At 64.7% G+C, this 23,055-nt stretch carries 22 protein-coding genes; 7 read left to right on the top strand and 15 right to left on the bottom strand.

Annotated elements, in window-relative coordinates; genetic code table 11:
- Nucleotides 1-102: 102 nt before the first annotated feature.
- On the bottom strand, nt 103-987 hold the full coding sequence (nth, locus tag QQL87_RS12825; protein WP_284418509.1) for an endonuclease III: 885 nt from the start codon (nt 985-987) through the stop codon (nt 103-105).
- 22 nt (nt 988-1,009) lie between these two features.
- On the opposite strand from nth, the gene QQL87_RS12820 reads away from it, so the two are divergent.
- Together QQL87_RS12820 and QQL87_RS12815 are read left to right on the top strand one after the other, a co-directional pair.
- The gene (locus QQL87_RS12820) at nt 1,010-1,543 is read left to right on the top strand and encodes a DUF2244 domain-containing protein (protein WP_284418508.1); all 534 of its coding nucleotides are present in this window, start codon (nt 1,010-1,012) and stop codon (nt 1,541-1,543) included.
- A gap of 340 nt (nt 1,544-1,883) precedes the next feature.
- On the top strand, nt 1,884-2,783 hold the full coding sequence (locus QQL87_RS12815; protein WP_284418507.1) for a methylated-DNA--[protein]-cysteine S-methyltransferase: 900 nt from the start codon (nt 1,884-1,886) through the stop codon (nt 2,781-2,783).
- Nucleotides 2,784-2,797: 14 nt separating this feature from the next.
- On the opposite strand, the gene QQL87_RS12810 is transcribed toward QQL87_RS12815, so the two are convergent.
- Both QQL87_RS12810 and QQL87_RS12805 read right to left on the bottom strand, forming a co-directional pair.
- On the bottom strand, nt 2,798-3,562 hold the full coding sequence (locus QQL87_RS12810; RefSeq protein ID WP_502871161.1) for a DUF8758 domain-containing protein: 765 nt from the start codon (nt 3,560-3,562) through the stop codon (nt 2,798-2,800).
- Complete coding sequence (locus tag QQL87_RS12805; protein WP_284418505.1) at nt 3,498-4,013, bottom strand: DUF488 domain-containing protein; 516 nt, start codon at nt 4,011-4,013, stop codon at nt 3,498-3,500. Before QQL87_RS12805 ends, QQL87_RS12810 begins: the two co-directional genes overlap by 65 nt.
- Before the next feature lie 1,029 nt (nt 4,014-5,042).
- Here QQL87_RS12805 and QQL87_RS12800 point away from each other — a divergent pair.
- On the top strand, nt 5,043-5,324 hold the full coding sequence (locus QQL87_RS12800; RefSeq protein ID WP_284418504.1) for a hypothetical protein: 282 nt from the start codon (nt 5,043-5,045) through the stop codon (nt 5,322-5,324).
- A 121-nt stretch (nt 5,325-5,445) separates the two neighbouring features.
- Here the strand turns inward: QQL87_RS12800 and QQL87_RS12795 are convergent, their stop codons facing one another.
- From QQL87_RS12795 to dnaK, 9 genes are all read right to left on the bottom strand, one after another.
- On the bottom strand, nt 5,446-6,246 hold the full coding sequence (locus QQL87_RS12795) for a hypothetical protein (protein ID WP_284418503.1): 801 nt from the start codon (nt 6,244-6,246) through the stop codon (nt 5,446-5,448).
- 1,169 nt (nt 6,247-7,415) lie between these two features.
- Complete coding sequence (locus QQL87_RS12790; protein WP_284418501.1) at nt 7,416-8,039, bottom strand: 2,3-bisphosphoglycerate-dependent phosphoglycerate mutase; 624 nt, start codon at nt 8,037-8,039, stop codon at nt 7,416-7,418.
- A gap of 24 nt (nt 8,040-8,063) precedes the next feature.
- A complete protein-coding gene (gene dapB / locus QQL87_RS12785; RefSeq protein WP_284418500.1) occupies nt 8,064-8,882 on the bottom strand; it encodes a 4-hydroxy-tetrahydrodipicolinate reductase in 819 nt (272 codons plus the stop codon).
- Nucleotides 8,883-8,972: 90 nt separating this feature from the next.
- Nucleotides 8,973-9,275: a DUF1330 domain-containing protein gene (locus QQL87_RS12780; RefSeq protein WP_284418499.1), complete on the bottom strand. Its 303-nt coding sequence runs from the start codon at nt 9,273-9,275 to the stop codon at nt 8,973-8,975.
- Nucleotides 9,276-9,308: 33 nt separating this feature from the next.
- Nucleotides 9,309-10,040, bottom strand: coding sequence for an orotidine-5'-phosphate decarboxylase (pyrF, locus tag QQL87_RS12775; RefSeq protein WP_284418498.1), 732 nt, complete (start codon nt 10,038-10,040; stop codon nt 9,309-9,311).
- A gap of 6 nt (nt 10,041-10,046) precedes the next feature.
- A complete protein-coding gene (locus QQL87_RS12770) occupies nt 10,047-10,625 on the bottom strand; it encodes an NADPH-dependent FMN reductase (RefSeq protein ID WP_284418497.1) in 579 nt (192 codons plus the stop codon).
- Nucleotides 10,626-10,670: 45 nt separating this feature from the next.
- Complete coding sequence (locus QQL87_RS12765) at nt 10,671-11,273, bottom strand: class I SAM-dependent methyltransferase (RefSeq protein ID WP_284418496.1); 603 nt, start codon at nt 11,271-11,273, stop codon at nt 10,671-10,673.
- A gap of 237 nt (nt 11,274-11,510) precedes the next feature.
- Nucleotides 11,511-12,644, bottom strand: a complete 1,134-nt coding sequence (dnaJ, locus tag QQL87_RS12760) for a molecular chaperone DnaJ (RefSeq protein WP_284418495.1) — start codon at nt 12,642-12,644, stop codon at nt 11,511-11,513.
- Between the two features lie 146 nt (nt 12,645-12,790).
- The gene (dnaK, locus tag QQL87_RS12755) at nt 12,791-14,686 is read right to left on the bottom strand and encodes a molecular chaperone DnaK (RefSeq protein ID WP_284418494.1); all 1,896 of its coding nucleotides are present in this window, start codon (nt 14,684-14,686) and stop codon (nt 12,791-12,793) included.
- Nucleotides 14,687-15,220: 534 nt separating this feature from the next.
- Here dnaK and QQL87_RS12750 point away from each other — a divergent pair.
- Nucleotides 15,221-16,156: a hypothetical protein gene (locus QQL87_RS12750; protein ID WP_284418493.1), complete on the top strand. Its 936-nt coding sequence runs from the start codon at nt 15,221-15,223 to the stop codon at nt 16,154-16,156.
- A gap of 12 nt (nt 16,157-16,168) precedes the next feature.
- Here the strand turns inward: QQL87_RS12750 and QQL87_RS12745 are convergent, their stop codons facing one another.
- Nucleotides 16,169-17,707, bottom strand: a complete 1,539-nt coding sequence (locus tag QQL87_RS12745) for a hypothetical protein (protein ID WP_284418492.1) — start codon at nt 17,705-17,707, stop codon at nt 16,169-16,171.
- Nucleotides 17,708-17,892: 185 nt separating this feature from the next.
- On the opposite strand from QQL87_RS12745, the gene pncA reads away from it, so the two are divergent.
- Nucleotides 17,893-18,606: a bifunctional nicotinamidase/pyrazinamidase gene (gene pncA, locus QQL87_RS12740; protein ID WP_284418491.1), complete on the top strand. Its 714-nt coding sequence runs from the start codon at nt 17,893-17,895 to the stop codon at nt 18,604-18,606.
- Nucleotides 18,607-18,620: 14 nt separating this feature from the next.
- On the opposite strand, the gene QQL87_RS12735 is transcribed toward pncA, so the two are convergent.
- Nucleotides 18,621-19,319: a class I SAM-dependent methyltransferase gene (locus QQL87_RS12735; protein ID WP_284418489.1), complete on the bottom strand. Its 699-nt coding sequence runs from the start codon at nt 19,317-19,319 to the stop codon at nt 18,621-18,623.
- A 288-nt stretch (nt 19,320-19,607) separates the two neighbouring features.
- Here QQL87_RS12735 and QQL87_RS12730 point away from each other — a divergent pair, with 288 nt between their 5' ends.
- Both QQL87_RS12730 and QQL87_RS12725 read left to right on the top strand, forming a co-directional pair.
- On the top strand, nt 19,608-20,654 hold the full coding sequence (locus tag QQL87_RS12730; RefSeq protein WP_502871165.1) for a glycosyltransferase family 2 protein: 1,047 nt from the start codon (nt 19,608-19,610) through the stop codon (nt 20,652-20,654).
- Entirely contained in the window at nt 20,651-21,250 is a 600-nt protein-coding gene (locus tag QQL87_RS12725) for a class I SAM-dependent methyltransferase (RefSeq protein WP_284418487.1), read from the top strand. Before QQL87_RS12730 ends, QQL87_RS12725 begins: the two co-directional genes overlap by 4 nt.
- On the opposite strand, the gene QQL87_RS12720 is transcribed toward QQL87_RS12725, so the two are convergent.
- The gene (locus QQL87_RS12720) at nt 21,251-22,768 is read right to left on the bottom strand and encodes a hypothetical protein (RefSeq protein WP_284418486.1); all 1,518 of its coding nucleotides are present in this window, start codon (nt 22,766-22,768) and stop codon (nt 21,251-21,253) included.
- Nucleotides 22,769-23,055 lie beyond the last annotated feature (287 nt).

Below are 23,055 nucleotides of genomic sequence, written 5' to 3'. Positions count from 1 at the left end.
GGCGATGTGGCCCGGCCATGGTCAGACCACGGCGCGGCGTGACACAAAAGTGACTGTCAAAGGCAGTGTCAGGCGCAACCATTCGCCGTGCATCACGTACGCTCAGGCCGTCTTTTCCGGCCAGCGGCAGAGATCCTTGATCAGGCACAGCTCGCAGCGCGGCTTGCGCGCGAGACACGTGTAGCGGCCATGCAGGATCAACCAGTGATGGGCATGCAGCATGAACTCGGCCGGGATCACCTTCTCCAGCCCAAGCTCGACCTCCAGTGGCGTCTTGCCGGGTGCCAGGCCAGTGCGGTTGCCGACGCGGAAGACGTGGGTGTCGACCGCCATCGTGTGCTCGCCGAATGCCATGTTGAGCACGACATTCGCGGTCTTGCGGCCGGCGCCGGGCAGCGACTCCAGCTCGGCCCGCGTGCGCGGCACCTCGCCGCCGAACTCATTGATCAGCTTCTCCGAGAGCGCGATCACGTTCTTGGCCTTGGTGCGGTAGAGGCCGATGGTCTTGATGTACTCGCGCACGGTGTCCTCGCCGAGCGCGAGCATCTTCTGCGGCGTGTCGGCGATCGCAAACAGCGGCCGCGTCGCCTTGTTGACGCCGGCGTCGGTCGCCTGCGCCGACAACACCACGGCCACCAGCAGGGTGTAAGGGTTGAGGTGCTCGAGCTCGCCCTTCGGCTCCGGGTTGGCCGCTGCGAACCGGCTGAAGACCTCGCGGATCTCCGCCGGCGTCCAGGGTTTCGTCGCCTTCAACGCTGTCTTCACCGCGCGGGCAGGAGTCGTCGGCTTCGTCCCCACGCCGGTTTTTTTGGCGCCTGTCTTGCCGATGGTGTTGCCGGCTTGCTTGACGGCTTTCTTGGCGACCTTCCCGGCCGTCGTCTTGGCAGGCGTCTTCGCAGACGTCTTGGATCCCGCCTTGGCGGACTTTGCGTTGGGGGCGCGAACCGGCGCCGGCTTGGCGCGTTGGGGGCGGGTGATTTTGGCCATGATCCGGGTATACTGAGGCCCCATGATCCCAGGCAACGCTTTTGCGTCTCAGGAGACCGGCTGTGATACCGCCGACGCCGAGCTGTTCTCGGCGCGGCTGAGGCCCCACCGGTCGCTGAGCCGCACCGGCTTCGTGGTGCTGATGATCGTGGTCTGCGCCATCAGCTTCATCGGTGGGCTCGCCTCGCTGCTGATGGGCGCCTGGCCCGTGCTCGGCTTCTTCGGCCTCGATGCGCTGGCGATCTACTGGGCCTTCAAGATCAATTTCCGCCGCGCCAACGCCTATGAGGACGTCTCGATCACCCTGACCGAGCTGCGCCTGCGCCGCGTCAGCCACAACGGCGACGTCATGGAATGGCGCTTCAACCCGCTGTGGGTGCGCCTCGACCAGGTCACCCACGAGGAGTTCGGCATCGAAAACCTCTACCTCGTCGCCCGCGGCCACCGCGTCGCCATCGCGAGCTTCCTGGGCCCGGAGGAGAAGGCGAGCTTTGCGAAGGCACTGACGGCAGGGTTGCAGGCTGCGAAGCGCGGGCCGGTCTACAATCCGCTGTAGCGGGCCTGCTCCCCAACGACGTTCCGTGCGCGCAGCCCCCCACCCCCGACCCCTCCCCGCATGCCGCCCTCGCTGGCGCGAGGACGGCACGGGGGAGGGGAGCGGACCGGCTTTGCGGTGACAGGTCGAGCTTCATTGGCTGCGCTGGCGTCCCGAGTTGCCGCCACACCCACGGTCCACTCCCCTCCCCCGGCGACCATCGCGCAGCGATGGTTCGCTGCGGGGAGGGGTCGGGGGTGGGGGCGCCGCGAATTCCGCTGAACGTGAAGCGCATCCGCCACTGGCCCTCGCATCGGAAATCGGGTGGAGTCCCCATCCCGTCCGCCCTACATCCGGACCCATGATGACCCTCGCCATTCACGATTCCGCCCTGGCCAAGCCGGGCCCGCAACAATCGGCCGATCTGCGCGACTACGACGCCGTGCGTCGCGCGATCGCCTTCATCTCCGAGCATTGGCGCCGGCAGCCGGCCATCGAGGACATGGCCGACGCCGCCAGCCTGACGCCCGACGAGCTGCACCATCTGTTCCGGCGCTGGGCCGGGCTGACGCCGAAGGCGTTCATGCAGGCGCTGACGCTCGACCACGCCAAGGGCCTGCTGAAAGGCTCGGCCAGCGTGCTCGACGCCGCGCTCGACTCCGGCCTGTCAGGCCCCGGCCGGCTGCACGATTTGTTCGTCACCCACGAGGCGATGTCGCCCGGCGAATGGAAGACCGGCGGCGCCGGCACCACCCTGCGCTACGGCTTCCACCCCTGCCCGTTCGGCTTGGCGCTCGTCATGGCCACCCCGCGCGGCCTCGCCGGCCTCGCCTTCGCCGACCCCGGCGAGGAGGCGTCCGCGCTCGCCGACATGAAGAGCCGCTGGCCCCGCGCCTCGTACATCGAGGACGTCCCCGGCACCGCCGGCCTCGCCCAGCGCATCTTCGACAAGACCCTGTGGCGCCCCGACCAGCCGCTCCGCGTCGTCCTGATCGGCACCGACTTCGAAGTCCGCGTCTGGGAGACCCTGCTCAAGATCCCCATGGGCCGCGCCGTCTGCTACTCGGACATCGCGACGAGGCTGGAGTCGCCGAAAGCGTCGCGCGCGGTGGGGGCGGCGGTGGGGAAGAACCCGATCTCGTTCGTGGTCCCGTGTCATCGTGCGCTGGGCAAGACCGGCGCGCTGACCGGCTATCACTGGGGCCTGACCCGCAAGCAGGCGATGATCGGGTGGGAGGCTGGGCAGGTGGGGATGGGGTAAATGGTCAGGGGCAATTATCCAAAAAGGTCGGGTTGCGTTACCTCGTCCAACCGGATCACACCTAGCAGTTGCCAAGTCTGGGGCCTCTTGGCTTGGTTTCCAAGTGCGAATGCCATGCCCTTGCGGGGATAGTCGTCGTCGTAGACGGCCCTCATGCGGTCCAAGGCACCCGCCTCACCGTATTGGGCCCGCCAGCGCCAGAACATGGCATGGGTTTCCCAGTCTCCGTTCTGGTAGTTGTGGTGGCCGTCATCGTCGTCGAACTCAAATCGGAACTCGAATGGCGAAGGGTCGAGTTCCGCCAGCTCTTTGTCGAAGATCGATGTTTGCCGCGCGGCAAGTTCGAATGCTTCGCGCTCCTCAGCGAGGTCAGCCGCGGATTTTCGTTTTGCGATGAACTTGGTGTTTCGGGGCCGAATGAGGGTTAGCGATTTGCCAAGGGACATCGCCTGCTTGGCTGAACAAGTGATGAGCGGCGCAAGCAATCGTGTCCGCTCGTCTTGCGGCAGCTCGCCGTCGATGGTGATGCTGTCTTCGTAGACGTGACAGCTCTCGCTTCGCTTATCGCGTGTCGGCGGTCGATAAGAGAACTTCACCCAGTTCCACCGGGAGAAGCTGCTATCTCCCCGTAGATGCCGGAAGCGCACAGGAAAGAGCCGCTTCCACTGCCCGTCCACTGTCACGCCAGCACAGCAGACCGTTTCCCCGTAGGTTCTACTGGGCTGCGGAAGTGCTTTGACCAGAACGACTGCTCTGGAGCTTTGCGGCGTTACGGACATAGCGACCAGGCTCATCACCGAAAAGGTGGAACATAGTGACCTGAGTCGGTAGTGCCGCTGCAACAATCAACCTGTGGCATCCACGAGGATCACGCTCAAAGCACATCAGACAGGTAGTCTGCTCGTCGGCCAGCTTGGCCAGCTCTCGGAGGCTTTGCTGCGGCCCACTCTGGGCGAGGTGCTTGCCGTAAATCTCCCGGAATAGAGCGATTTGACCGGCCCTTGCAGCGTCGCGCCCTGGTTTCGGGTCGCCGAGCGATGCGAGGTGGATGTAACGAATACCCTCCTGCTCAACGCGGTCGCGGAGCTTGTTCTTCGAAAACCCCTTCTTCCGGGAGATCGGCACAGCACGGACATCGGCGAGGAGTTGCACCTTGACGCTTTTCAAAGTGGCTACGAAGCGGTCGATATCGGTACCCTCATAGCCAATGGTGTACAGCGTCGTCGTCATCCAAATCACCTGTGTCCCGGCGTCGATCTTGGTTTAGTAGAAGTGAACACCCCATTACGCCTGTCAATTCGCAGATGCAAAAACACGACAGGGGCGCGCCGATCTACTTCCGTCTGGCGACCTAAGCGGCCCAGCTTGCCAAAGCCGCCTCTACCGCGCCCCTCACAACTTTGATGAGGTAAACTGTCTACCGAGCCAAACCGGTGGCGTTGGCGATCTCGCTAATCCCTCTGTCCAAATCGGGCATGTTGCAGACCTTCTCCAACTGCTGACGTGTGAAGCTGAGCTTGTGCCCGAGGTACTTACGTTCCGGTGCATCAGGACGCTCCGCAAAGTCAATGCCGTGGCGTCGGGCTTCCTTCGTGGGTTCTGCCTGGGTCTTCCGCCGTCGCTATGAAGGCGATCAGCGTATCACTGACGCCATCGCCACCGGGTCGGTGGCCGCTCCGTCGAATGTCATATTGTTCATGACCGTGCGGACGATGACACCACTCACGTCCCTATCCTAATCCTTATTTCCCTATCTCAATACCTTAAGACACCCTGCCGGGAGAGTTGACACGCGATAACGTTATCGCGTATGTATGAAATATCAGCCGGGACGCCGCCCTCGGCTGAAGGGGAGATTCCCTCAGGCGGCTGAACGAGAGAATGGAGAACGAATGCATGACACTCAATCAAATCGGGACGGGGTAATAGAGCGACTTGAGCGTGTTCGACCTCTTCAGCATTTCGAGCACGCAGTTTTAGTTGCTGTCTCCAACTTGGGAACTCAGGCCTTCCCGGCCGAGATCGCTCGACGGCTCACGAAAGCCCTCGAACGTCATGTCTCCTTGGCACAGGTTTTCGTCTGCCTAGAGCGAATGGAAAACCGTGGTCTGGTGACTTCCCAAGAATCTGAACCTGAGCACGTGCGTGGTGGTCGAAGACGACGAATCTTCCGCTTGGAGGCGTCCGGAGTTCGCCTGCTCAGTCATACTGCGGCCACCCAACGACGGATGTCTTCTCAGCTGATTGGAGAGACAGCCCATGAAGGTGACGAAGCACTCGTCCCCTCCCCCGCCACATAATAAGTGGCTCACGACCGCACTCCGCGTTCTCGCGGCGGGCAAATATGCAGCACTTTGGGTGCCGGAATTTCTCGAAATTTACGACCAGATTTGTCGTGAAGACGGTGAACAGAAGGCGTCCGAGTGGGCTGTTGAAGAGCTTGCTCATTCGATTCTGCCGAGCATGACTCTCAGGGTCTACCGGGTACTCCGTCTTGTGTACCTCGGGTGGAAGGCCTACCGGAAGGTTGCCCGCAAGTGACGGGCAAGACGTCTGGGAGCAAAGGGCTGGTGGAGAAATCCGCCGGCCCCTTTTTTTGGAAGCCTCGCTGGCTACTCACGGTGACGGCTGACTGTGATAGTTAGACGCGGGGCGATCTCGTTCAGAAGACATTGAGATCAACGCGCCCCTTGACTTCATTAGAGGCGACATCGCGGGCAACCTGATCTTTTGAGCGAAAGTCACCCGGCAACCATGTGCTGATCTGCAGCACGGGCAGCTTGAGAAACAAGGTTTCGCGATGATAAAAAGCTGAATGGCCAAAATGCGTGATATTCAACAAACTAAAATCGATTGGATCAGTATCGCCGGTAAGCACAAATCCTAAGGGGGCGAAGGCGATTTCGGCAAACACGTGCTGCTTCCCCTTGATCAATACTCCCGACATCGGAGCTTGACGATTACCGACCGACTTACTCGGATCAATCAGATAGGCAAACACCTTCAAGTCGTGCGGAATGTATCGCTGATCCCTGTCCAGCACGAACCGCGGAATGTCCGGAAATCGTTCTTGAAGTGACGGACCACAAGCGCTGCAGAACATCGCGATCACCTGCTTCAATACTCGGAGCGGAAAGATTTGATAGGGATATGCGAGCGAAACAGTGCCGCCCGACCACGTAACAAGTTCTAGAGCTCGTCGCGCCATCGCAACATACGCAGAGCCGTACCAAGCGCCAGTGTCGTTGTTGCACTTCTCGCAGAGAGTATACTTGCCTGCGCCAGCCTGCAGCCACTTGCCTTGTGGGGGCTGAGGCTTTCCGTCCCACTCCCCGGTCAGCATCTTCTGGATGTTCGTCTCGAAGACGCGCTGATCGTTGAACGCAGCGCGGGGTGGAACGTGCTCGAACGAGAGCCGCACGTTCTTCGCGCCACATATACAGCATTGGCCGATTTTTTTCACCAAGTCGTCTCCAGCTCACGCTACAAATTGGTTACGGCGCGACGGAATTCAATCTTCGGATGTAGTCGGGCAGGGCCTATCGCTCAGACGCGCCCCCCGAGGAGAGGAGCCTCCGCAAGATGCGGTCGACCCTTCCAACCCGACACTCATGCGACTTTCATCGCAATAACTTCTAAAAAAAATAATCCTATTGCGTTTTTTCGGAACGCATGTTTCTATCTCGTATCCCGCCTCGACGAGAGGGGCGTTGCGCGCGATCGTCACGACACGCGAGGTGGGGAGCGATGGCCGTGGTCTGCCGCAGCGTGTCTTCGGGCGCGCCGACGAACGGTGGGACTGCGGACGTGAAGTCGCAGGGTCCTGATACCCCGACGCTGGTATCAACTCACGACGAGGCTTCGCTTCACGTGGGGATGGTGGCCAACAAGCCCGGCGCACCAGGGAGACTGCGTATAAGCGTGAAAACCGTCGCGCGGGGAATGCCGGTTGTTCCGGCTGAACCTGTGGTGACTGCCGCCTGCTTTCTTTTCTGCAGGCGGGCCATGGGTGCGGCCAGCATCCGGCATTCCCCGCGCCCTCTCAGGTTTCGGAGGGACATGTGAGATGCACGACTCGGGCGGGATGCGCCGCGAGATCGTGGAGCCGTGCGCGGGGCTGTTTGAGATGTGAATCGGGGAGATGATCATTCGCGCGCCGAAGCAGCGGCGATCGGCGCTCGTCTGCCGAGTCCGCGCCATCGGGGCCTCATGGTTCGAGACGCGTCGCAAGGGCGACGCTCCTCACCATGAGGGTTGAGTCCCGAAGCCGGCGCTGCACGTTGAGCATCGGCAACGAGCTCATGGAGAGGGATGGGCTTTAGCTCCGATCTAACTCCTGCCGCCCGGCGACGACCTTCGCCCCTCACCCTGAGGAGCCCGCCGCCAGGCGGGCGTCTCGAAGGGCGAGGCCCGGACCTTGGCCTCATCGTTCTCAACGCGATGTGAGGACATCGCATGGACGCTTTGCCGGGGCGATAGTCGTCACGAGGAGATTTGAGAGCTTTCGCTTCGTCATGGCCGGGCTTGACCCGGCCATCCATCGTCTTGGAAACAGTCTCGCGAAGGGGATGGATGCCCGGATCGAGCCCGGGCATGACGAGCTGATGAGTTGGCTGATCGTGGTGTGCTCGATCAGCCCGCGAGATCCAGCTTCGACTCCACCGTCGAATCCGCCTTCAGCCGGTAGATGATCGGCACGCCCGTCGCCAGCTCGCGCTTCAAAATGCCTTCGGGCGTCAGCTTCTCCAGCACCATGATCAAGGCGCGGAGCGAGTTGCCGTGGGCGGCGACGAGGGTGCGCTGGCCGCGGAGGACGCCGGGGAGAATTTCCTGGACGTAATAGGGCAGCGCGCGGGCCAGCGTGTCCTTGAGGCTTTCGCCGCCGGGCGGGGGCACGTCGTAGGAGCGGCGCCAGACGTGGACCTGCTCCTCGCCCCACTTCGCGCGGGCGTCGTCTTTGTTGAGGCCGGAGAGGTCGCCATAGTCGCGCTCGTTGAGCGCGAGATTTCTGCTGGTCGGCAGGCCGGTCTGGCCGAGCTCGGTCAGGATCAGGTCCAGCGTGTGCTGAGCGCGGGTCAGCACCGAGGTGAAGGCGACATCGAACACCAGCCCCTGCGCCTTCAGCTTGCGGCCGGCGTCCTTGGCCTCGCTGACGCCCTGCTCGGTCAGGTCCGGATCCTTCCAGCCCGTGAACAGGTTCTTCAGGTTCCACTCGCTCTGGCCGTGGCGCACCAGCACCAGGAGACGTTCGCTCATTGCTTACTGATCCACTTGGTTGGTTTAGAACAGGTCCTTCAGGCCCAGCACGTCGTCCAGCGTGTAGTAGCCCGGCGGCTTGCCATGCGCCCACAGCGCCGCCTTCAGCGCGCCCTGGGCGAAGATCATGCGGTCCTCGGCCTGATGCGACAGCACCAGCCGCTCCGAGGGCCCGGCGAAGATGACGCTGTGATCGCCCGCGGCCGTGCCGCCGCGCAGCGAGGCGAAGCCGATGTCGCCCGGGCGCCGTGCGCCGGTGATGCCGTCGCGGCCGCGCGCCGAATGCTGCTCCAGCACGATGCCGCGGCCTTCGGCCGCCGCGCGTCCCAGCATCAGGGCGGTGCCGGAGGGGGCGTCGACCTTGTGCTTGTGATGCATTTCGAGGATCTCGATGTCGAAATTCGCATCGAGCGACTTCGCCACCTGCCGGACCAGCGCCGCCAGCAGATTGACGCCGAGGCTCATATTGCCGGACTGCACGACGATGGCGCGCTTGGTGACGCTCTTGATCACGGCGTCGTCGGACGACGACAGGCCGGTGGTGCCGACGACATGGACGAGGCCGCGCTCGGCGGCGATCGCGACATTGGCGATGGTCGCGGCCGGGACGGTGAAGTCGAGGATGCCGTCGGCTTCGGCCGACATGGTCCAGAGGTCGCCAGACAGCTTGATCCCGTTGGCGGGCAGGCCGGCGAGGACGCCGGAATCCTTGCCGATCAGCTCCGAGCCCGGCGCTTCGAGCGCGCCCACCAGCACGGCGCGGTCGGTCTCGGCGATCGCACGCACCAGGGCGCGGCCCATGCGGCCGCCGGCTCCGGCAACGATCAAGCGCATCTTGGACATCTCAGCTCCTCCGCCCCGTCAAGGGCTATAGCCGGGGCGCGCGTCGGCGGCAACCGAGCGAGGCCGCGTGGCAGGTGGCTGGGGCGGCGATCAGGGCTGCGGGCCGTCATAGCCCTCGATGATCACCAGGTCGCCTTGCGAATGCGGCGCGCGCATCGCCACCAGCCGCTGGTATTCGGGAGAATTGTAGCACGCCAGCGCGGTCGCGTAGTCCTTGAACTCGATCACGACGTTGCGCGAGCGTGAGGTGCCTTCTCTGGTCTCGTACTGACCGCCGCGGACCAGGAACCTGGCGCCGTACTGATGGAACACGGCGCCGTTCTGCGCGACGTACTCCTTGTAGCCGTCCATGTTGTGCACGTCGATCCGCGCGATCCAATAGGCCTTGGGCATCCCTCGGGGTCTCCTTGTTCTGAGGACTTACGCTTACGTCCGATTGGTCTTGCCGACCAGCGCCAGCGCCGTGGCGATGTCGGCGACGATCGCCTCGGCGGCTTCAGCGGGATCATCAGCGGCGGTGACGGGGCGGCCGACCACGAGGCGATCGGCGCCGCCGGCGATGGCCAGCGCCGGCGTCATGATGCGCTTCTGGTCGCCGACATCGGCCCCGGCGGGACGGATGCCCGGCGTGACCAGCTGCATGTCGGGGCCGACCAGGGGACGGACGAGCCCGGTTTCCTCGGGCGAGAGAATGAGGCCGTGGATGCCGATCTCCCTGGCCTGGACGGCGCGGCGGGCGACGAGCTCCTTCACGCCCATGGCGTAGCCGGCGGTGGCGAGATCGGAATCGTCGTAGGAGGTCATCACGGTGACGGCGAGCAGCTCGAGGGGCGAGCCGGCGGCGCCGGCCAGCGCCGCGCGCATGCTCTGCGAGAAGCCGTGCACGGTGAGGAAGCGGGCGCCGAGTTTCGCGATCTGGCGGGTGGCGCGCTCGACCGTGGTCGGGATGTCGTGCAGCTTGAGGTCCATGAAGACGTGCTTGCCGGAGGCGGCGAGCCGCTCGGCGAGGCCGAGGCCGCCGGCATAGGTCAGCTCCATGCCGATCTTGTAGAACGTCACGTGATCGCCGAGCCTGGTGATCATGGCCTCGGCGTCCGCCACGCTGGGCAGATCGAGCGCCACGATCAGGCGGTCGCGCGGAGCAATCTCGGTCGGCATGTCACCTCACATCGTGGTTTGGGCGGTTTCGATCAGCTGCCGCACCAGCGCATCGAGCGCGGCGATGTCGGCCGGCAGCCTGAGCCGGTCCAGGTCGTTATAGGCCTTGTCGGCGAACGCCAGCGCGAGCTGGCTCGGAATGACGGTCGCGTTGCAGGCCGTCAGCATCTGCCGCAGGGCCGCGAGCGCGCGGACGCCGCCGAAGCGGTTCTCGGAGGCCGCGGCGATCGCGAACGGCCGCGTGCGGAACAGCGCGCCGCGCCCGTCCGGCGGCTCGTCGACCCGCGACAGCCAGGCGATGGCATTGCTGAGCAGCGGCGGCACCGCGCCGTTGTATTCGGGTGTCACCAGCAGCACGCCATCATGCGCGCCGATCATGCGTTTCAGATGGAGCGCCTCGCGCGGCACGCCGGATGCGGCCTCGAGGTCGGCGTCGTAGATCGGCAACGGGAAATCGGCCAGCGAGATGCGGGTGACGTCGACGCCGGCCAGCACGAACTGATAGGCCGCGGCCGCCGCGAGCCTCGCATTGTGCGAGCCGGCCCGGGTCGAGCCGGGGATGACGAGGATTTTCAGCGCGGACATCGTGCGGCCGGGAAGCGACCCGCCACGACGAGCCGCGGCTGCCGGTCAGGGCTTGCGATACACCCAGACGCGCGCCGGCGGAAGGTTCATCCAGATCCGCTCGGAGGCCTCGGTGGTGACGCCGGGCAGCGACTTCGGAATCGGCGGCACGACCGAATAGGTGAACTGCACGAACGGCGCGTTGGGCGACATCGCCGCGAACGCGTCGCGCACCAGCTTCATCCGGGTCAGCATCGGCTTGGTGACCAGCGGCAGGCCGGAGACGACGGCCGCGGCCGGCGCGCCCAGGACGTTCCAGAGCGTATCGCGAAGCCGGTAGGCGTCGCCCTGCACCACCTTCGCCTGCGGATAGCGGTCGCGCAGCAGCGCGCAGAAGCCGGGGTTGTATTCGACCAGGACGAGCCGCTTCTGATCGACGCCGTGCTCGACCAGCGCATTGGTGATCGCACCGGTGCCGGGTCCCAGCTCGATGACGGGGCCGGTCCCCTTGGGATCGACATAATGCGCCATGGTGCGGGCCAGCAGCCGACCCGACGGCATGACAGCACCCATGTGCAGCGGCTTTTCGATCCATGAGCGGAGGAATCGCACCTCGTCGTCGAGACGAAGAGGTTTTTTCGACGCACGCACGGACGTTTGCAGGGGCATCTCAGTACCGGACGGGACCGTTCTTCACGGCGATGTCAGAAAAGAGTCACAAAGACGTATAGGTCGCAGGCGGGGCGGTCAAGCCGAACCGTAACGTACGATTAAGGCTGGCGGGTCCGTCGTCCTACAGATGCATTCGCTAATTTTTTGCATGTGCAGAGCAGCAGAATCACGCGGCCCGCACGACCCGAAACTGCTCGGCGAAACGCCTCCGAATGCACGCAGCAAGACCACCGCTCAGCTCGCCGCCTTGCCGAAGAAGTCCTTGACCTTGGTGAAGAAACCGGCGGCCTCGGGCTGCGTCGCGCCGGACGACAGCTTCTCGAACTCGGCCAGCAGCTCCTGCTGCTTCTTGGTCAGGTTCTGCGGCGTCTCGACCACGACCTGGACATACATGTCGCCGGTCTGGCGCGAGCGCAGCACCGGCATGCCCTTGGCGGCGATCCGGAAGCGGCGGCCCGACTGGGTGCCCTCGGGGATTTTGACCTTGGTCTTGCCCTTCTCGATGGTCGGCACCTCGAACTCGCCGCCCAAAGCCGCGGTCACCATCGAGATCGGCACCCGGCAATGCAGGTCGGCGCCGTCGCGCTGGAAGAACTCGTGGCTCGACAGCGACAGGAAGATGTAGAGGTCGCCCGGCGGCCCGCCGCGCAGGCCCGCCTCGCCCTCGCCGGCGAGACGGATGCGGGTGCCGTCCTCGACGCCCTGCGGAATGTTGACCGACAGCGTGCGGTCGCGCGTCACCCGGCCGGAGCCGGAGCAGGACGGGCAGGGATCCTCGATCATCTGGCCACGGCCGTGACAGCCCGGGCAAGTTCGCTCCAGGGTGAAGAAGCCCTGGGCCTGGCGGACCCGGCCCGCGCCGCCGCACATCGAGCAGGTCTTCGGCTTGGTGCCGGCCTTGGCGCCGGTGCCGGAGCAGGACTCGCAGGTCACCGAGACCGGAATCTCGATCTGCGCGGTCTTGCCGAGGTAGGCCTCCTCGAGCGTGATTTCCATGTTGTAGCGCAGGTCGGCGCCGCGCTCGCGACCGGTGCCGCCGCTGCGCCGCTGTCCGGCCATGCCGAACAGGTCCTCGAAAATGTCGGAGAAGGAAGATGCGAAGCCGGCGCCGAAGCCGTGCGGACCACCACCCCCGCCCTGTTCGAATGCGGCATGGCCATAGCGGTCATAGGCGGCGCGCTTGTCGGCGTCGCGCAACACCTCATAGGCCTCGTTGATTTCCTTGAACTTCACCTCGCTGGAGGCATCGCCCGGATTCTTGTCCGGATGCCATTTCATGGCCAGCTTGCGGAAGGCGGCCTTGAGCTTGGTCTCGTCGGCGTCGCGTTCGACTTCCAGGGTCTCGTAATAGCAGCGCTTGGTGGACATCAATCAAACCCGCCCGAACTTCGCCCGACCGGCACGCTCCGCGCGGCAACCGCGCAGGGTCCGGATCAATGAAAATGACCCCCATCCAATGAGACGCCGATAGCGCTCTTTGGCATGGGGGTCATGGCTCTCGCCTCTACCGTCGTTTAAGCAGATTTCTTCTTGTCGTCGTCGACCTCGGTGAACTCCGCGTCGACCACGTCATCCTTGGCGGCATCGCGGGCCGCGTCGGCCTCGGCCTGCTGCGTGTACATGGCCTCGCCGAGCTTCATCGACGCCTGTGCCAGCGTGTTGGTCTTGGCCTTGATGGCCTCGGCATCGTCGCCCTTCAGCGCTTCCTTGAGGTCGCTCAAGGCATCCTCGATGGCCCGACGCTCGGGTTCGCCCACCTTGGAGCCATGCTCGGCCAGCGCCTTCTCGGTCGAATGGATCAGCGCGTCGCCATGGTTCTTGGCGTCGACCGCCTCGCGGCGCTTCTTGTCGGCCGCGGCGTTGGCCTCGGCGTCCTTGACCATCTTGTCGATGTCGGCCTCCGACAGGCCACCCGAGGCCTGGATGCGGATCTGCTGCTCCTTGCCGGTGGCCTTGTCCTTGGCCGAGACGTTGACGATGCCGTTGGCGTCGATGTCGAACGTCACCTCGATCTGCGGCATGCCGCGCGGCGACGGCGGAATGCCCATCAGGTCGAACTGGCCGAGCATCTTGTTGTCGGCCGCCATCTCGCGTTCACCCTGGAAGACCCGGATGGTCACCGCGTTCTGATTGTCCTCGGCGGTCGAGAACACCTGGCTCTTCTTGGTCGGGATCGTGGTGTTGCGGTCGATGATGCGGGTGAACACGCCGCCCAGCGTCTCGATGCCGAGGGACAGCGGGGTCACGTCGAGCAGCAGCACGTCCTTGACGTCGCCCTGCAGCACGCCGGCCTGAATGGCCGCACCGATCGCAACCACCTCGTCGGGGTTGACGCCCTTGTGCGGCTCCTTGCCGAAGAACTGCTTCACCATCTCCTGGATCTTCGGCATGCGGGTCATGCCGCCGACCAGCACCACTTCGCCGATCTCGCCAGCGGTCAGGCCGGCATCCTTCAGCGCCTTGCGGCACGGCTCGATGGTCTTCTCCACGAGGTCGGCCACCAACGCCTCGAACTTGGCGCGGGTCAGCTTCATCGTCAGATGCTTCGGACCGGACTGGTCCGCGGTGATGAAGGGCAGGTTGATCTCGGTCTGGGTGGTCGACGACAGCTCGATCTTGGCCTTCTCGGCAGCTTCCTTGAGGCGCTGCAGAGCGAGCTTGTCGTTGCGCAGGTTGATGCCCTGCTCCTTCTGGAATTCGTCGGCGAGATAGCTGACCAGACGCATGTCGAAGTCTTCGCCGCCGAGGAAGGTGTCGCCATTGGTCGACTTCACCTCGAACACGCCGTCGCCGATCTCAAGGATCGAGACGTCGAAGGTGCCGCCGCCGAGGTCGTACACGGCGATCGTGCCGGCCTTGGTCTTGTCGAGGCCGTAGGCGAGCGCGGCCGCGGTCGGCTCGTTGATGATGCGCAGCACCTCGAGGCCGGCGATCTTGCCGGCGTCCTTGGTGGCCTGACGCTGGGCGTCGTTGAAATAGGCGGGGACGGTGATGACGGCCTGGTCGACCTTCTGGCCGAGATGGGCTTCCGCGGTCTCCTTCATCTTCTGCAGGATGAAGGCGGAGACCTGCGAGGGCGAATAGGACTTGCCGTCGGCCTCGACCCAGGCGTCGCCATTGCCGCCCTTCACGATCTTGTACGGGACGAGCTTCTTGTCCTTCTCGACCATCGGGTCGTCGTAGCGGCGGCCGATCAGGCGCTTGACCGCAAAGAAGGTCCGCTCGGGGTTGGTCACGGCCTGGCGCTTGGCGGGCTGGCCGACCAGACGTTCGCCATCGTCACTGAACGCGACGATCGACGGCGTGGTCCGCATGCCCTCAGCGTTCTCGATGACCTTCGACGATTTGCCGTCCATGACGGCCACGCACGAATTGGTGGTGCCGAGATCGATCCCGATGACCTTTCCCATGGTCTCATATCCTTCTTTTTGCGGCAGGTTGGGTGGGGCCCTGACGGCGCCCCCATCCAAAACCCCCTCAGATCAAATGCTCGCGATATTGCGACGATGAGCGTCATATAGGAGGGGGGGAGTGACCCGCAAGGACCGGAGGAGACCGAGGGGCGCGGAAAAACCGCGGATTCTTCGAAGCTCCGTGAAAGCCCCGAGAACAGGCCATGCCCGCATGCCCGGAGCCGCTCGCGCCGCGGCGGCCGCCGGCTTCCGAACGGCCGCAAACGGGCCTGGACAACGCGCGATCGGGCCGCAAAGTCGCCCCGATTGCGGCCGGCCGGCAGACCCGATCATGCTTAGCAAAGCCATAACCCGTCGTCCGGATCGAGCCTCCTCATCCACTCCCGGCGGAACTTCAGGTCGCACCCATCGACCTGTTACGGACGCGGCAAACCCGCTAAAAGGCGTCTCGTCCGAGGACGGCCACCGCGGGGACGATGACGGCCGTCGAACTGGGCGTCGAATTGGGTCAATGAACGAGGCAGCTTCTTCATGATGTTTTCCCGACTTCTCGCCGCAGCGCTGGTGTCGATCTCCCTGCTCCGACCGGCGCTGGCAGCGGACGCGATCTTTCCGCCGGGCGTCCGCATCGGGCTCGCGCCCCTGGTCGGGCTCAGCAACGCCAAGACCTTCTCCGGCTTCGAGAGCGAGGATAAGAGCGTCAAGGTGCTGCTGACGGAATTGCCGGCCAAGGCCTATGGCGAGGTGAAGAACGCGTTTGCCGCCAATCCGTCCGGCGCCGGCGGCATCAAGCCCGAGAACATCGAGACCGCTGCCGGCACCGCCTACTACACGGTGGAGAACGGCCGTGATGGCGTCAACCCGGTGCGGCGCTACTCGATGATCCTGCCCGGCGTTGGCTTCTCCGGCTATGTGGCGGTGCAGATTCCCGAGACGGCGAGCAGGATCTACACCGACGACGCCGTGCGCCAGATGTTCGCCTCCGCCATCGTCCGCAAGGAGGTGCCGGTCGACGAGCAATTGTCGATCATGCCGTTCAATGTCAGCGAGCTCTCGGGGTTCAAGACGGTGCGCATCCTGGGAGCCGGTGCCCTGATCCTCGCCGATGGCGACGAGGAGAAGGGGTTCGAGGCGGCGCCCTTCGTGGTGATCGGGCTGGTGGCCGGCGTCGCGCCCGAGGCCGGCGACCGCGGCCGCGTCGCGCAGCAGGCGGCCACCAGCATTCCCGGGGTCCGCGAAGCCCGCATCACGATGTCCGAGCCGATCCGCATCGATGGCCTGCCGGCCTACGAGACCCGCATCGAGGCGACGAGCGGCAAGGACAATACCCCGGTCACGATCGTGCAATGGCTGCGCTTCGGCGGCCCGAACACGCTGCGAATCATCGGCAGCGCGCCGCGCGACCAATGGTCGGCCGCCTTCCCCCGCTTCCGCGCGGTCCGGGACGGCATTCAGCCGAAGGGCTAACGGCTGTACGGCTCAGTTGGCCCGCCTGACATAGATATCGACGTTCCCGACGGTCTCGAACAGACGGTAGCCGCCGAGCATCCGTACGAGCTCCGGGCTTGCGCGCAGCCATTGATCCCAGTTGCCGGTCGCCCTGTCGACCAGCACGATCGTCGGATTTGTGCGCTTGAAATCATCGATCATCCAGCTCCGCTCCCGCTGCAGATAAGATTCGAACAGGGCCAACCTGCGCGGGTCCGTTTCCGTTTCGCGCACATACTCGTCATAGCTGGCGACGAGCAGGCTCTGCTGCCGCGATGCCCAGACGCCGCCGACGGCCCGCGTCAACGGATGCGCCACTCCGCCATTTCCCGAAATCGCCAGGATGGTCGGATGGGCGAGGCCGAGGCGGGCGATCGCAGGCTGCAGGAATCGTGCGTCGATCACATGGTTGAACCAGACGATCGCCACCATGAACAACGCCGCCGCCGCAGCCGAGGTCCCGACGCCTCGCCAGGACGACTGCCAGGACGACTGCGATGTCCGACCCGACTCCCTCGCGCCGATGGCGTAGCCGAAGCCGAGCCAGGCAAAGGCCATCATCGGGTAGGAATGATACGGCCAGCCTTTGCGCTGAAGCAGGTAGACGAGCGCGAATGCGAACGATCCGGCAAACAATAGCAGCAAGGTCGGCCGCACGGTGCTGTCGCGCCTCAGCAGGATTGTCGTCGCCAAGGTCAGGGCCCAGAGCACGACGGCGGGTTTCATCACCATCCGATGAAACGGCAGACCGACCGAATAGATGTCGCGGATCAGCGGCCAGATCTCGCTGAAATACTCCGGGAAGAACAACACGGTACAGGTGCCATAGATGGCCAGCACGGCCGCGGCGACGACCGTTTCCAGTGCGCACAGTGTCCGCAGCGACCGCACACGAGCTGCGACGACGGCGAACACGCCCATCATGGCCAGCGCGAAATGCGGCTTGAAACAGAGAGCCAGCCCAAGGCCCAGACCGGCCATCAGCGCGCCCCAGCGTGGCGGCGTCTCGTGGTTGATCCGAAGCGCCAGCACGGCGAACACCGGCATCAACTCGATCACGGCGATATGTTCGCGCTGTCCGAAGGATTGAGCAGGCAGCACAGCCAGGACGAGCAACGCTGCTATCGCGAGCGGCCATCTCTGCTCGGCCGACAGTGCGGTCGAACGTCGCAGAATGAGCGCACTGGCAGCCAGCGATAGGGCCAAGGCCGCAAATACGAGCCCATCGATCACGACTTCTGCGGGCAGACCCACCGCGCGCGCCAGCAGCAGACCGGGGACATAGACCAGCACCGCCATCGGCGGGTTGGTTTCCAGAATGTCGGAGTAGAGGCGCTGGCCGTCCAGCCAGCGCTCGCCGGCGATCAGGAGCCAGCTCACATCGCTGTTCGCCGCGACCAGGAGGCGCATCCCGATGGCGGCCGCGAACAGGAGCGTCAGGATCACCCAACCATTGGCGCCGGTCCTTCGGCCCACCGTCCCGATCGGCTGCAGGGCGAAGCCGGCATCGGACTCGAAGTTCATGGTCATGGCCGTCACCGCCGATCCCCGTGGATTTCCGGACCATACCGAGGCACCTTTAAGGGATTGCTTCTTTCGCCGGCGGCAATCTTTGGTTTAAGGTTTGGATCGTCAGAGTGGTACCGTCGCGGCGAGGCCCTGCGTTGACCGCGCCACGGGTTGCGGTGCCGTCTCATTCCCTGGGAGGAAGCAAGATGAACCGACGGCAGATCCTGCGCGTGCTCGGCAGCTCGGCTTTTGCGGCGGCGATCGCCGACCGGGCGCGCGCGGCCGCATCGATCAAACCCGATGCTGCATCCGCACTGCTCGTCATCGACGTGCAGAACTGCTTTCTCCCGGGCGGCAGCCTGGCTGTGAAGGACGGCGAGCAGGTCGTGCCGGTGATCAACCGAATAGCCAAGGCGTTCAGCAACGTGGTGCTGACGCAGGACTGGCACACGCCGGCGCACGTCTCGTTCGCGTCCACCCATGCCGGCAAGAAGCCGTTCGAGCTGATCGATCTCGCCTACGGCAAGCAGGTGCTGTGGCCGGATCACTGCGTGCAGGGCACCGACGGTGCGGCGATCTCCAAGGACCTCGCGATCCCGCAGGCCGAGCTGATCCTGCGCAAGGGTTTTCACAACGACGTCGACAGCTACTCGGCCTTTACCGAGGCCGACGGCAAGACCTCGACCGGGCTCGCTGCCTATCTCAACGCGCGCGGCATCGCCAAGGTGTTCGTGGCGGGATTGGCGACCGATTTCTGCGTCGCCTGGACCGCGCTCGATGCCCGCAAGGCCGGGCTCGAGACTTATGTCATCGAGGACGCCTGCCGCGGCATCGACACCCAGGGCTCACTGGCCAAGGCATGGACGGACATGGCAGCCGCCGGCGTGAAGCGCATCACGTCCGAAGACATCGCAGCGTAGCGACCTTTGCGGCGCTAGGCCTTGCGTGCCAGGGCGACGTACTGGGCCCCGAGCGGCAGCCAGCGCAGCACGTCTTCGAGCGGCCGCAGCCGCGCCAGCGCGCGCGGGAAAAACAGGCTGTACTGGATGTGCGGCGAGCTCCAGCCGGAGGCCTGCAGGCGCCGCGTCAGGGTGCGCGGGAAGATCAGCTCCGCATTCTCGTCGAACGGGCAGGTGTTGACGGCGCGAACCGTGAGCGGATTGAGCGGATTATGCTCGAACACGGCGATCAGGCCGCCCGGGCGGGTGATCCGGTGCAGCTCGCGCAGCCAGCCGACATGCTCATCATGGGCGATGTGGTGGAACACGCAGGCGGAAAACACCACGTCGAAACGATTGGAGTCGCTGGGGATGCGATCAGTCTCGATCAGCAGGCTCTCGCCGCTGCCGGGGTGGCGCTGCCTCGCGAGCGCGAGGCTGCGTTCGGAGACATCGGACGAGGTCAGCGCGGCGTCAGGAAAATACCGGCGGAAGAAGGGAATCGAATTGCCGATCCCAGCGCCGAAATCGCAGATCTGCGAGACCTCCAGCTGGCTGCGATCCACGATCTTCCGGAGCAGCCGGATCTTGTATTCCGCGAAATATTCCGGACCTTCCCCGGTCACCGCCACGTTCGAGCGGTGCTGGGCGTCGTAGGCGTCGGCGAAGCGATCAAATTCGGCCTTGTCCATCATCGACGATTCCGTGTCTGAAACGCTGCTGGGCAAAACTGGCGTCAGCCGCATGCCATGGTGCCTCTCTTAGTCCGCAATACTTAACTTGAGGCTGCGTCGCTGCGGTCGCGCGTCACGCTGCCGTGCATCCGAAGAACTACGCAGATCCTGCGCTGCGGCCGCGAAATTCGTGAACAATTAACTTGCCATCCTCAACGATTACGACACTCCGGCAGAACGACGTGCGCCGGTAGTATGAGGCCTCCGAGTTTGACAGAGCAGCAAGACGAGACGCCGCGCCCCGGCAAGATGTACGTCTCGATCGTTGTGCCCTGCTACAACGAAGCGGAGGTGCTGCGCGAATTTCACCGGCAGATGACGGCGGCGGCCCGCGCGCTGTGCGGCACCAGGTTCGAGCTGATCCTGGTCGACGACGGCTCGACCGACAACACCTGGAAGGTCATCAACGAACTGCTCGCCGAGGACCGCAACGTCGTTGCCGTCCGCTTGGCGCGCAATCACGGCCATCAATTGGCGCTGACCGCCGGACTGTCCACCGTGCGCGGCGACCTGGTGCTGGTGATCGACGCCGACCTGCAGGACCCCCCGGACCTGCTGACGCCGATGTACGAGATGATGGCGCGCGAAAACGCCGACGTCGTCTACGGCCAGCGCCGCAGCCGCGCCGGCGAGACCCGCTTCAAGAAGTGGTCGGCCGAGGCGTTCTACCGCCTGCTCGCCAGGATCACCCGGGTGCACATCCCCGTCGATACCGGCGATTTCCGGCTGATGAGCCGCCGCATCTCGGACCAGCTGGTGCAGATGCCCGAGCACGACCGCTTCATCCGCGGCATGGTGGCCTGGCTCGGCTACAAGCAGGTGGCCTACGAATATGACCGCAAGCCGCGGTTCGCCGGCAGCACCAAATATCCGCTGCTGAAGATGATCAGCTTCGCTGCGGACGCGCTGATCAGCTTCTCGATGGTCCCGCTGCGGATCGCGACCTATGTCGGCGCGCTGCTGACGACCGGGCTCACCTTCGTCGGCATTGCCGCGGTCATGAGCTGGATCTTCTCAGGCACCGTGCCGGGCTGGACCAGCCTGACCTTGCTGGTGGTGATGATCTCCTCGGTGCAGCTGCTGGTGCTCGGCCTGATCGGCGAATATGTCGGCCGCATCTACATCCAATCCAAGAACCGGCCGCTGTTCATGATCTCGCAGATCCATCGCCGCGGCCGCGTGCCGCAGCTGTCGACCGATGCGCTGCACGAGACCGAGAGCCCGCCGCTCAACACGCTGCTCGCACATTCGGGACCGGAGCTGCGCCACTCGCTGCATGAGGAGGCCTCCTCGTGAAGGAGCTGTTGAAACATCCGGCGCTGTATCAGGCCTATCAGAACGCCGGCGGCTTCTTCGGCGCCCGCGTCAAGGCGATCCGCGACTATCTGGCCTTGCGCCCGGGCATGCGGATCATCGATATCGGCTGCGGGCCCGGCTATATCCTGCGCCATCTGCCCGAAGGTATCGTCTACACCGGCTTTGATGTCGACGAGACCTACATCGCCCACGCACAGCGCTCGTTCGGCCATCTCGGCACATTCCATTGCCGCCACTTCGATGCGGCCGCGGCACGGGAGCTCGCCGGCGCCGATGTCGTCATGATGAACGGCGTGCTGCACCACATCGGCGACGATGAGCTGAAGACCACGCTTGCCGACATCCGCGACGTGCTCGCTGATGACGGCGTGCTCTTCACCCTGGATGGCTGCTATTGCGACGGACAGTCACGCATCGCCAAATGGCTGCTCGACAACGACCGCGGCAACTTCGTCCGCGACCGCAATGGCTATTATCAGCTGCTGCGTAGCACGTTTCCGCGCGTCAACCTCGACATTCGCGAAAACTACTCGCGCGTGCCCTACACGTTCGCGATCGGCGTATCGCAGAAATAGTCACTCCGTCCGTTCGAGGATATCGATGCCCTCGACCGTCTCGATCAGCCGGTACGGCCGGAGCAGCTGTTGCAACTCGGCATCGGCGCGGGCCCAATCGCCCCAGCCGTTGCGCAGATTGTCGACCAGCACCAGGTCGGGCGGCAGCTTCCGGAAATCCTCGATCAGCCAGTCGCGCTCGAGGGCCAGATAGCCGTTCAGCCTGGCATCGGCCGCGGCGTCGACGGAGGTTCGTTCGCGCGTCAGCCGGACGAATTCACGAATCCACAGATTCTCCTGGCGTGACACCCAGGTGCCGCCGAGGTCGCGCACCAGCGGATGCCCGATCGCCGCCTCACCGCTCAGCACCAGCAGCCGCGGATGCGGCTTGAGCTTGGCAAGCACCTCCGGCAGCGGGCCGACATGAATCCGGGCGTTGAACCATTGCAGGCCGAGGGCAAACGCCGCCACCAGGATCAACGTGGAGGTAGCGCCGGTGCGGCGCAGACGCGACCCCGAATCGGCCGCCGTCAGCAGGGCATAGCCCATCGTGAGCATCGCGAGCGCAACCATCGGATAGGAATGATACGGCCAGCCGCGCCGCTGCAGATAGAACGAGATCGCAAAGCCGATCGACGCCAGGACCATGACGAGCAGCAGCCCGTCGAGCCGGCCACTCCGCCGGGTCAGCGCGACCGACGCCAGCGCAACGACGAAAAGCAGCGTCGCCGCATTGAGGAAGATGACCGAAGGCGACATCGACCACGACAGATAGGTGTCGCGCACCAGCGGATAGGTGACCGTGAAATATTCGGGATAGAGCAGGTAGGTCCCGAGGCTGACGACGGCCACGATCACGCCGGCGATGATGTTCTCGGGCGCGAGCAGCTGAAGCCAGGCACGCGACCGCAGGGCGCCGGCCAGAATGCAGAACGCCGCCGGGAAGGTGAAGAACGGCTTGAAGGCGAGGGTGATTCCGACGCCGATGCCCGCGACGATGACCGCCCATGCCGGAACGGGCACGCGCTGGCTGCGCAGCGCGTACACGGCGAGCCCCGGCAGAAAGGTCAGCGTCGCGATGTGCTCGCGCTGGCCGAACACATGCATCGGCAGAATGGTGACGACGGCCGCAGCCCAGATCGCGAACGGCCCCCAATCGACCTCGGCCGAGGCCGGCGAGAGCCGGATAATGCGCCACGTCGCGAGCAATGAGGCCAGGGCCAGCAACAGCAGCTGCGCATCGATGACATGCCGGGCATCGACGTGCAGCGCGCGCCCGAGCGCAACGCCGGGCAGATAGGCGAACGCCGCCATCGGCGGATTGATCTCGATGATGTCGCGATAGAGTTGCTGGCCATCCAGCATGCGCTCGCCGACGACGAGCAGCCAGCTCACGTCGGTATTCAGGGGCACGACCTGGCGCAGCAGGATGGCGACGATGAACACGGCGCCGATCAGCAGCCACGGCGCCCGGGCGAAGCGTGCAGGACTCGCCGGCGCCACCGCGTGGCGGACTGCGGCGTCGATTTGCGAGCTCATGGGACCGTCCTCGAAAGACATCGGCCCACGCTAGCGGAGGTTGGTTAAGGCGCGATGTGTTGCGGCTGCGGGGGCCTGAGGCACGGCACCGCCTCGTCACCCCCAGGCCTCGAGCAGGGGTTCATCCGTCCGACGAATCGTGCGCAACGGGATGGATCGCCGGGTCGAGCCCGGCGATGACGATCTGAGCTGGAGCAGCGCTCGTTCATCACGTCAAACAGCAGAGAGGCGCCGCATCGGAAACCGAATTGGCGCCTCTCGTGATTGCAGGAAATTGTTGACGATCG

Source organism: Bradyrhizobium sp. SSBR45G (assembly GCF_030159255.1).
Classification (GTDB): Bacteria; Pseudomonadota; Alphaproteobacteria; order Rhizobiales; family Xanthobacteraceae; genus Bradyrhizobium.
This window is presented reverse-complemented; position numbering and strand designations above follow the sequence as displayed.

What these genes read in the sequence shown, in the direction of transcription:
- QQL87_RS12750 (WP_284418493.1), top strand. Translation starts at nt 15,221, where the DNA reads ATGATGTTTTCCCGACTTCTCGCCGCAGCGCTGGTGTCGATCTCCCTG.
- nth (WP_284418509.1), bottom strand. Translation starts at nt 987, where the DNA reads ATGGCCAAAATCACCCGCCCCCAACGCGCCAAGCCGGCGCCGGTTCGC.
- QQL87_RS12720 (WP_284418486.1), bottom strand. Translation starts at nt 22,768, where the DNA reads ATGAGCTCGCAAATCGACGCCGCAGTCCGCCACGCGGTGGCGCCGGCG.
- dapB (WP_284418500.1), bottom strand. Translation starts at nt 8,882, where the DNA reads ATGTCCAAGATGCGCTTGATCGTTGCCGGAGCCGGCGGCCGCATGGGC.
- QQL87_RS12735 (WP_284418489.1), bottom strand. Translation starts at nt 19,319, where the DNA reads ATGATGGACAAGGCCGAATTTGATCGCTTCGCCGACGCCTACGACGCC.
- QQL87_RS12730 (WP_502871165.1), top strand. Translation starts at nt 19,608, where the DNA reads ATGTACGTCTCGATCGTTGTGCCCTGCTACAACGAAGCGGAGGTGCTG.
- QQL87_RS12780 (WP_284418499.1), bottom strand. Translation starts at nt 9,275, where the DNA reads ATGCCCAAGGCCTATTGGATCGCGCGGATCGACGTGCACAACATGGAC.
- QQL87_RS12800 (WP_284418504.1), top strand. Translation starts at nt 5,043, where the DNA reads ATGAAGGTGACGAAGCACTCGTCCCCTCCCCCGCCACATAATAAGTGG.
- pyrF (WP_284418498.1), bottom strand. Translation starts at nt 10,040, where the DNA reads ATGCCGACCGAGATTGCTCCGCGCGACCGCCTGATCGTGGCGCTCGAT.
- QQL87_RS12790 (WP_284418501.1), bottom strand. Translation starts at nt 8,039, where the DNA reads ATGAGCGAACGTCTCCTGGTGCTGGTGCGCCACGGCCAGAGCGAGTGG.
- QQL87_RS12770 (WP_284418497.1), bottom strand. Translation starts at nt 10,625, where the DNA reads ATGTCCGCGCTGAAAATCCTCGTCATCCCCGGCTCGACCCGGGCCGGC.
- pncA (WP_284418491.1), top strand. Translation starts at nt 17,893, where the DNA reads ATGAACCGACGGCAGATCCTGCGCGTGCTCGGCAGCTCGGCTTTTGCG.
- dnaK (WP_284418494.1), bottom strand. Translation starts at nt 14,686, where the DNA reads ATGGGAAAGGTCATCGGGATCGATCTCGGCACCACCAATTCGTGCGTG.
- dnaJ (WP_284418495.1), bottom strand. Translation starts at nt 12,644, where the DNA reads ATGTCCACCAAGCGCTGCTATTACGAGACCCTGGAAGTCGAACGCGAC.
- QQL87_RS12810 (WP_502871161.1), bottom strand. Translation starts at nt 3,562, where the DNA reads ATGTCCGTAACGCCGCAAAGCTCCAGAGCAGTCGTTCTGGTCAAAGCA.
- QQL87_RS12765 (WP_284418496.1), bottom strand. Translation starts at nt 11,273, where the DNA reads ATGCCCCTGCAAACGTCCGTGCGTGCGTCGAAAAAACCTCTTCGTCTC.
- QQL87_RS12805 (WP_284418505.1), bottom strand. Translation starts at nt 4,013, where the DNA reads ATGACGACGACGCTGTACACCATTGGCTATGAGGGTACCGATATCGAC.
- QQL87_RS12820 (WP_284418508.1), top strand. Translation starts at nt 1,010, where the DNA reads ATGATCCCAGGCAACGCTTTTGCGTCTCAGGAGACCGGCTGTGATACC.
- QQL87_RS12745 (WP_284418492.1), bottom strand. Translation starts at nt 17,707, where the DNA reads ATGACCATGAACTTCGAGTCCGATGCCGGCTTCGCCCTGCAGCCGATC.
- QQL87_RS12815 (WP_284418507.1), top strand. Translation starts at nt 1,884, where the DNA reads ATGATGACCCTCGCCATTCACGATTCCGCCCTGGCCAAGCCGGGCCCG.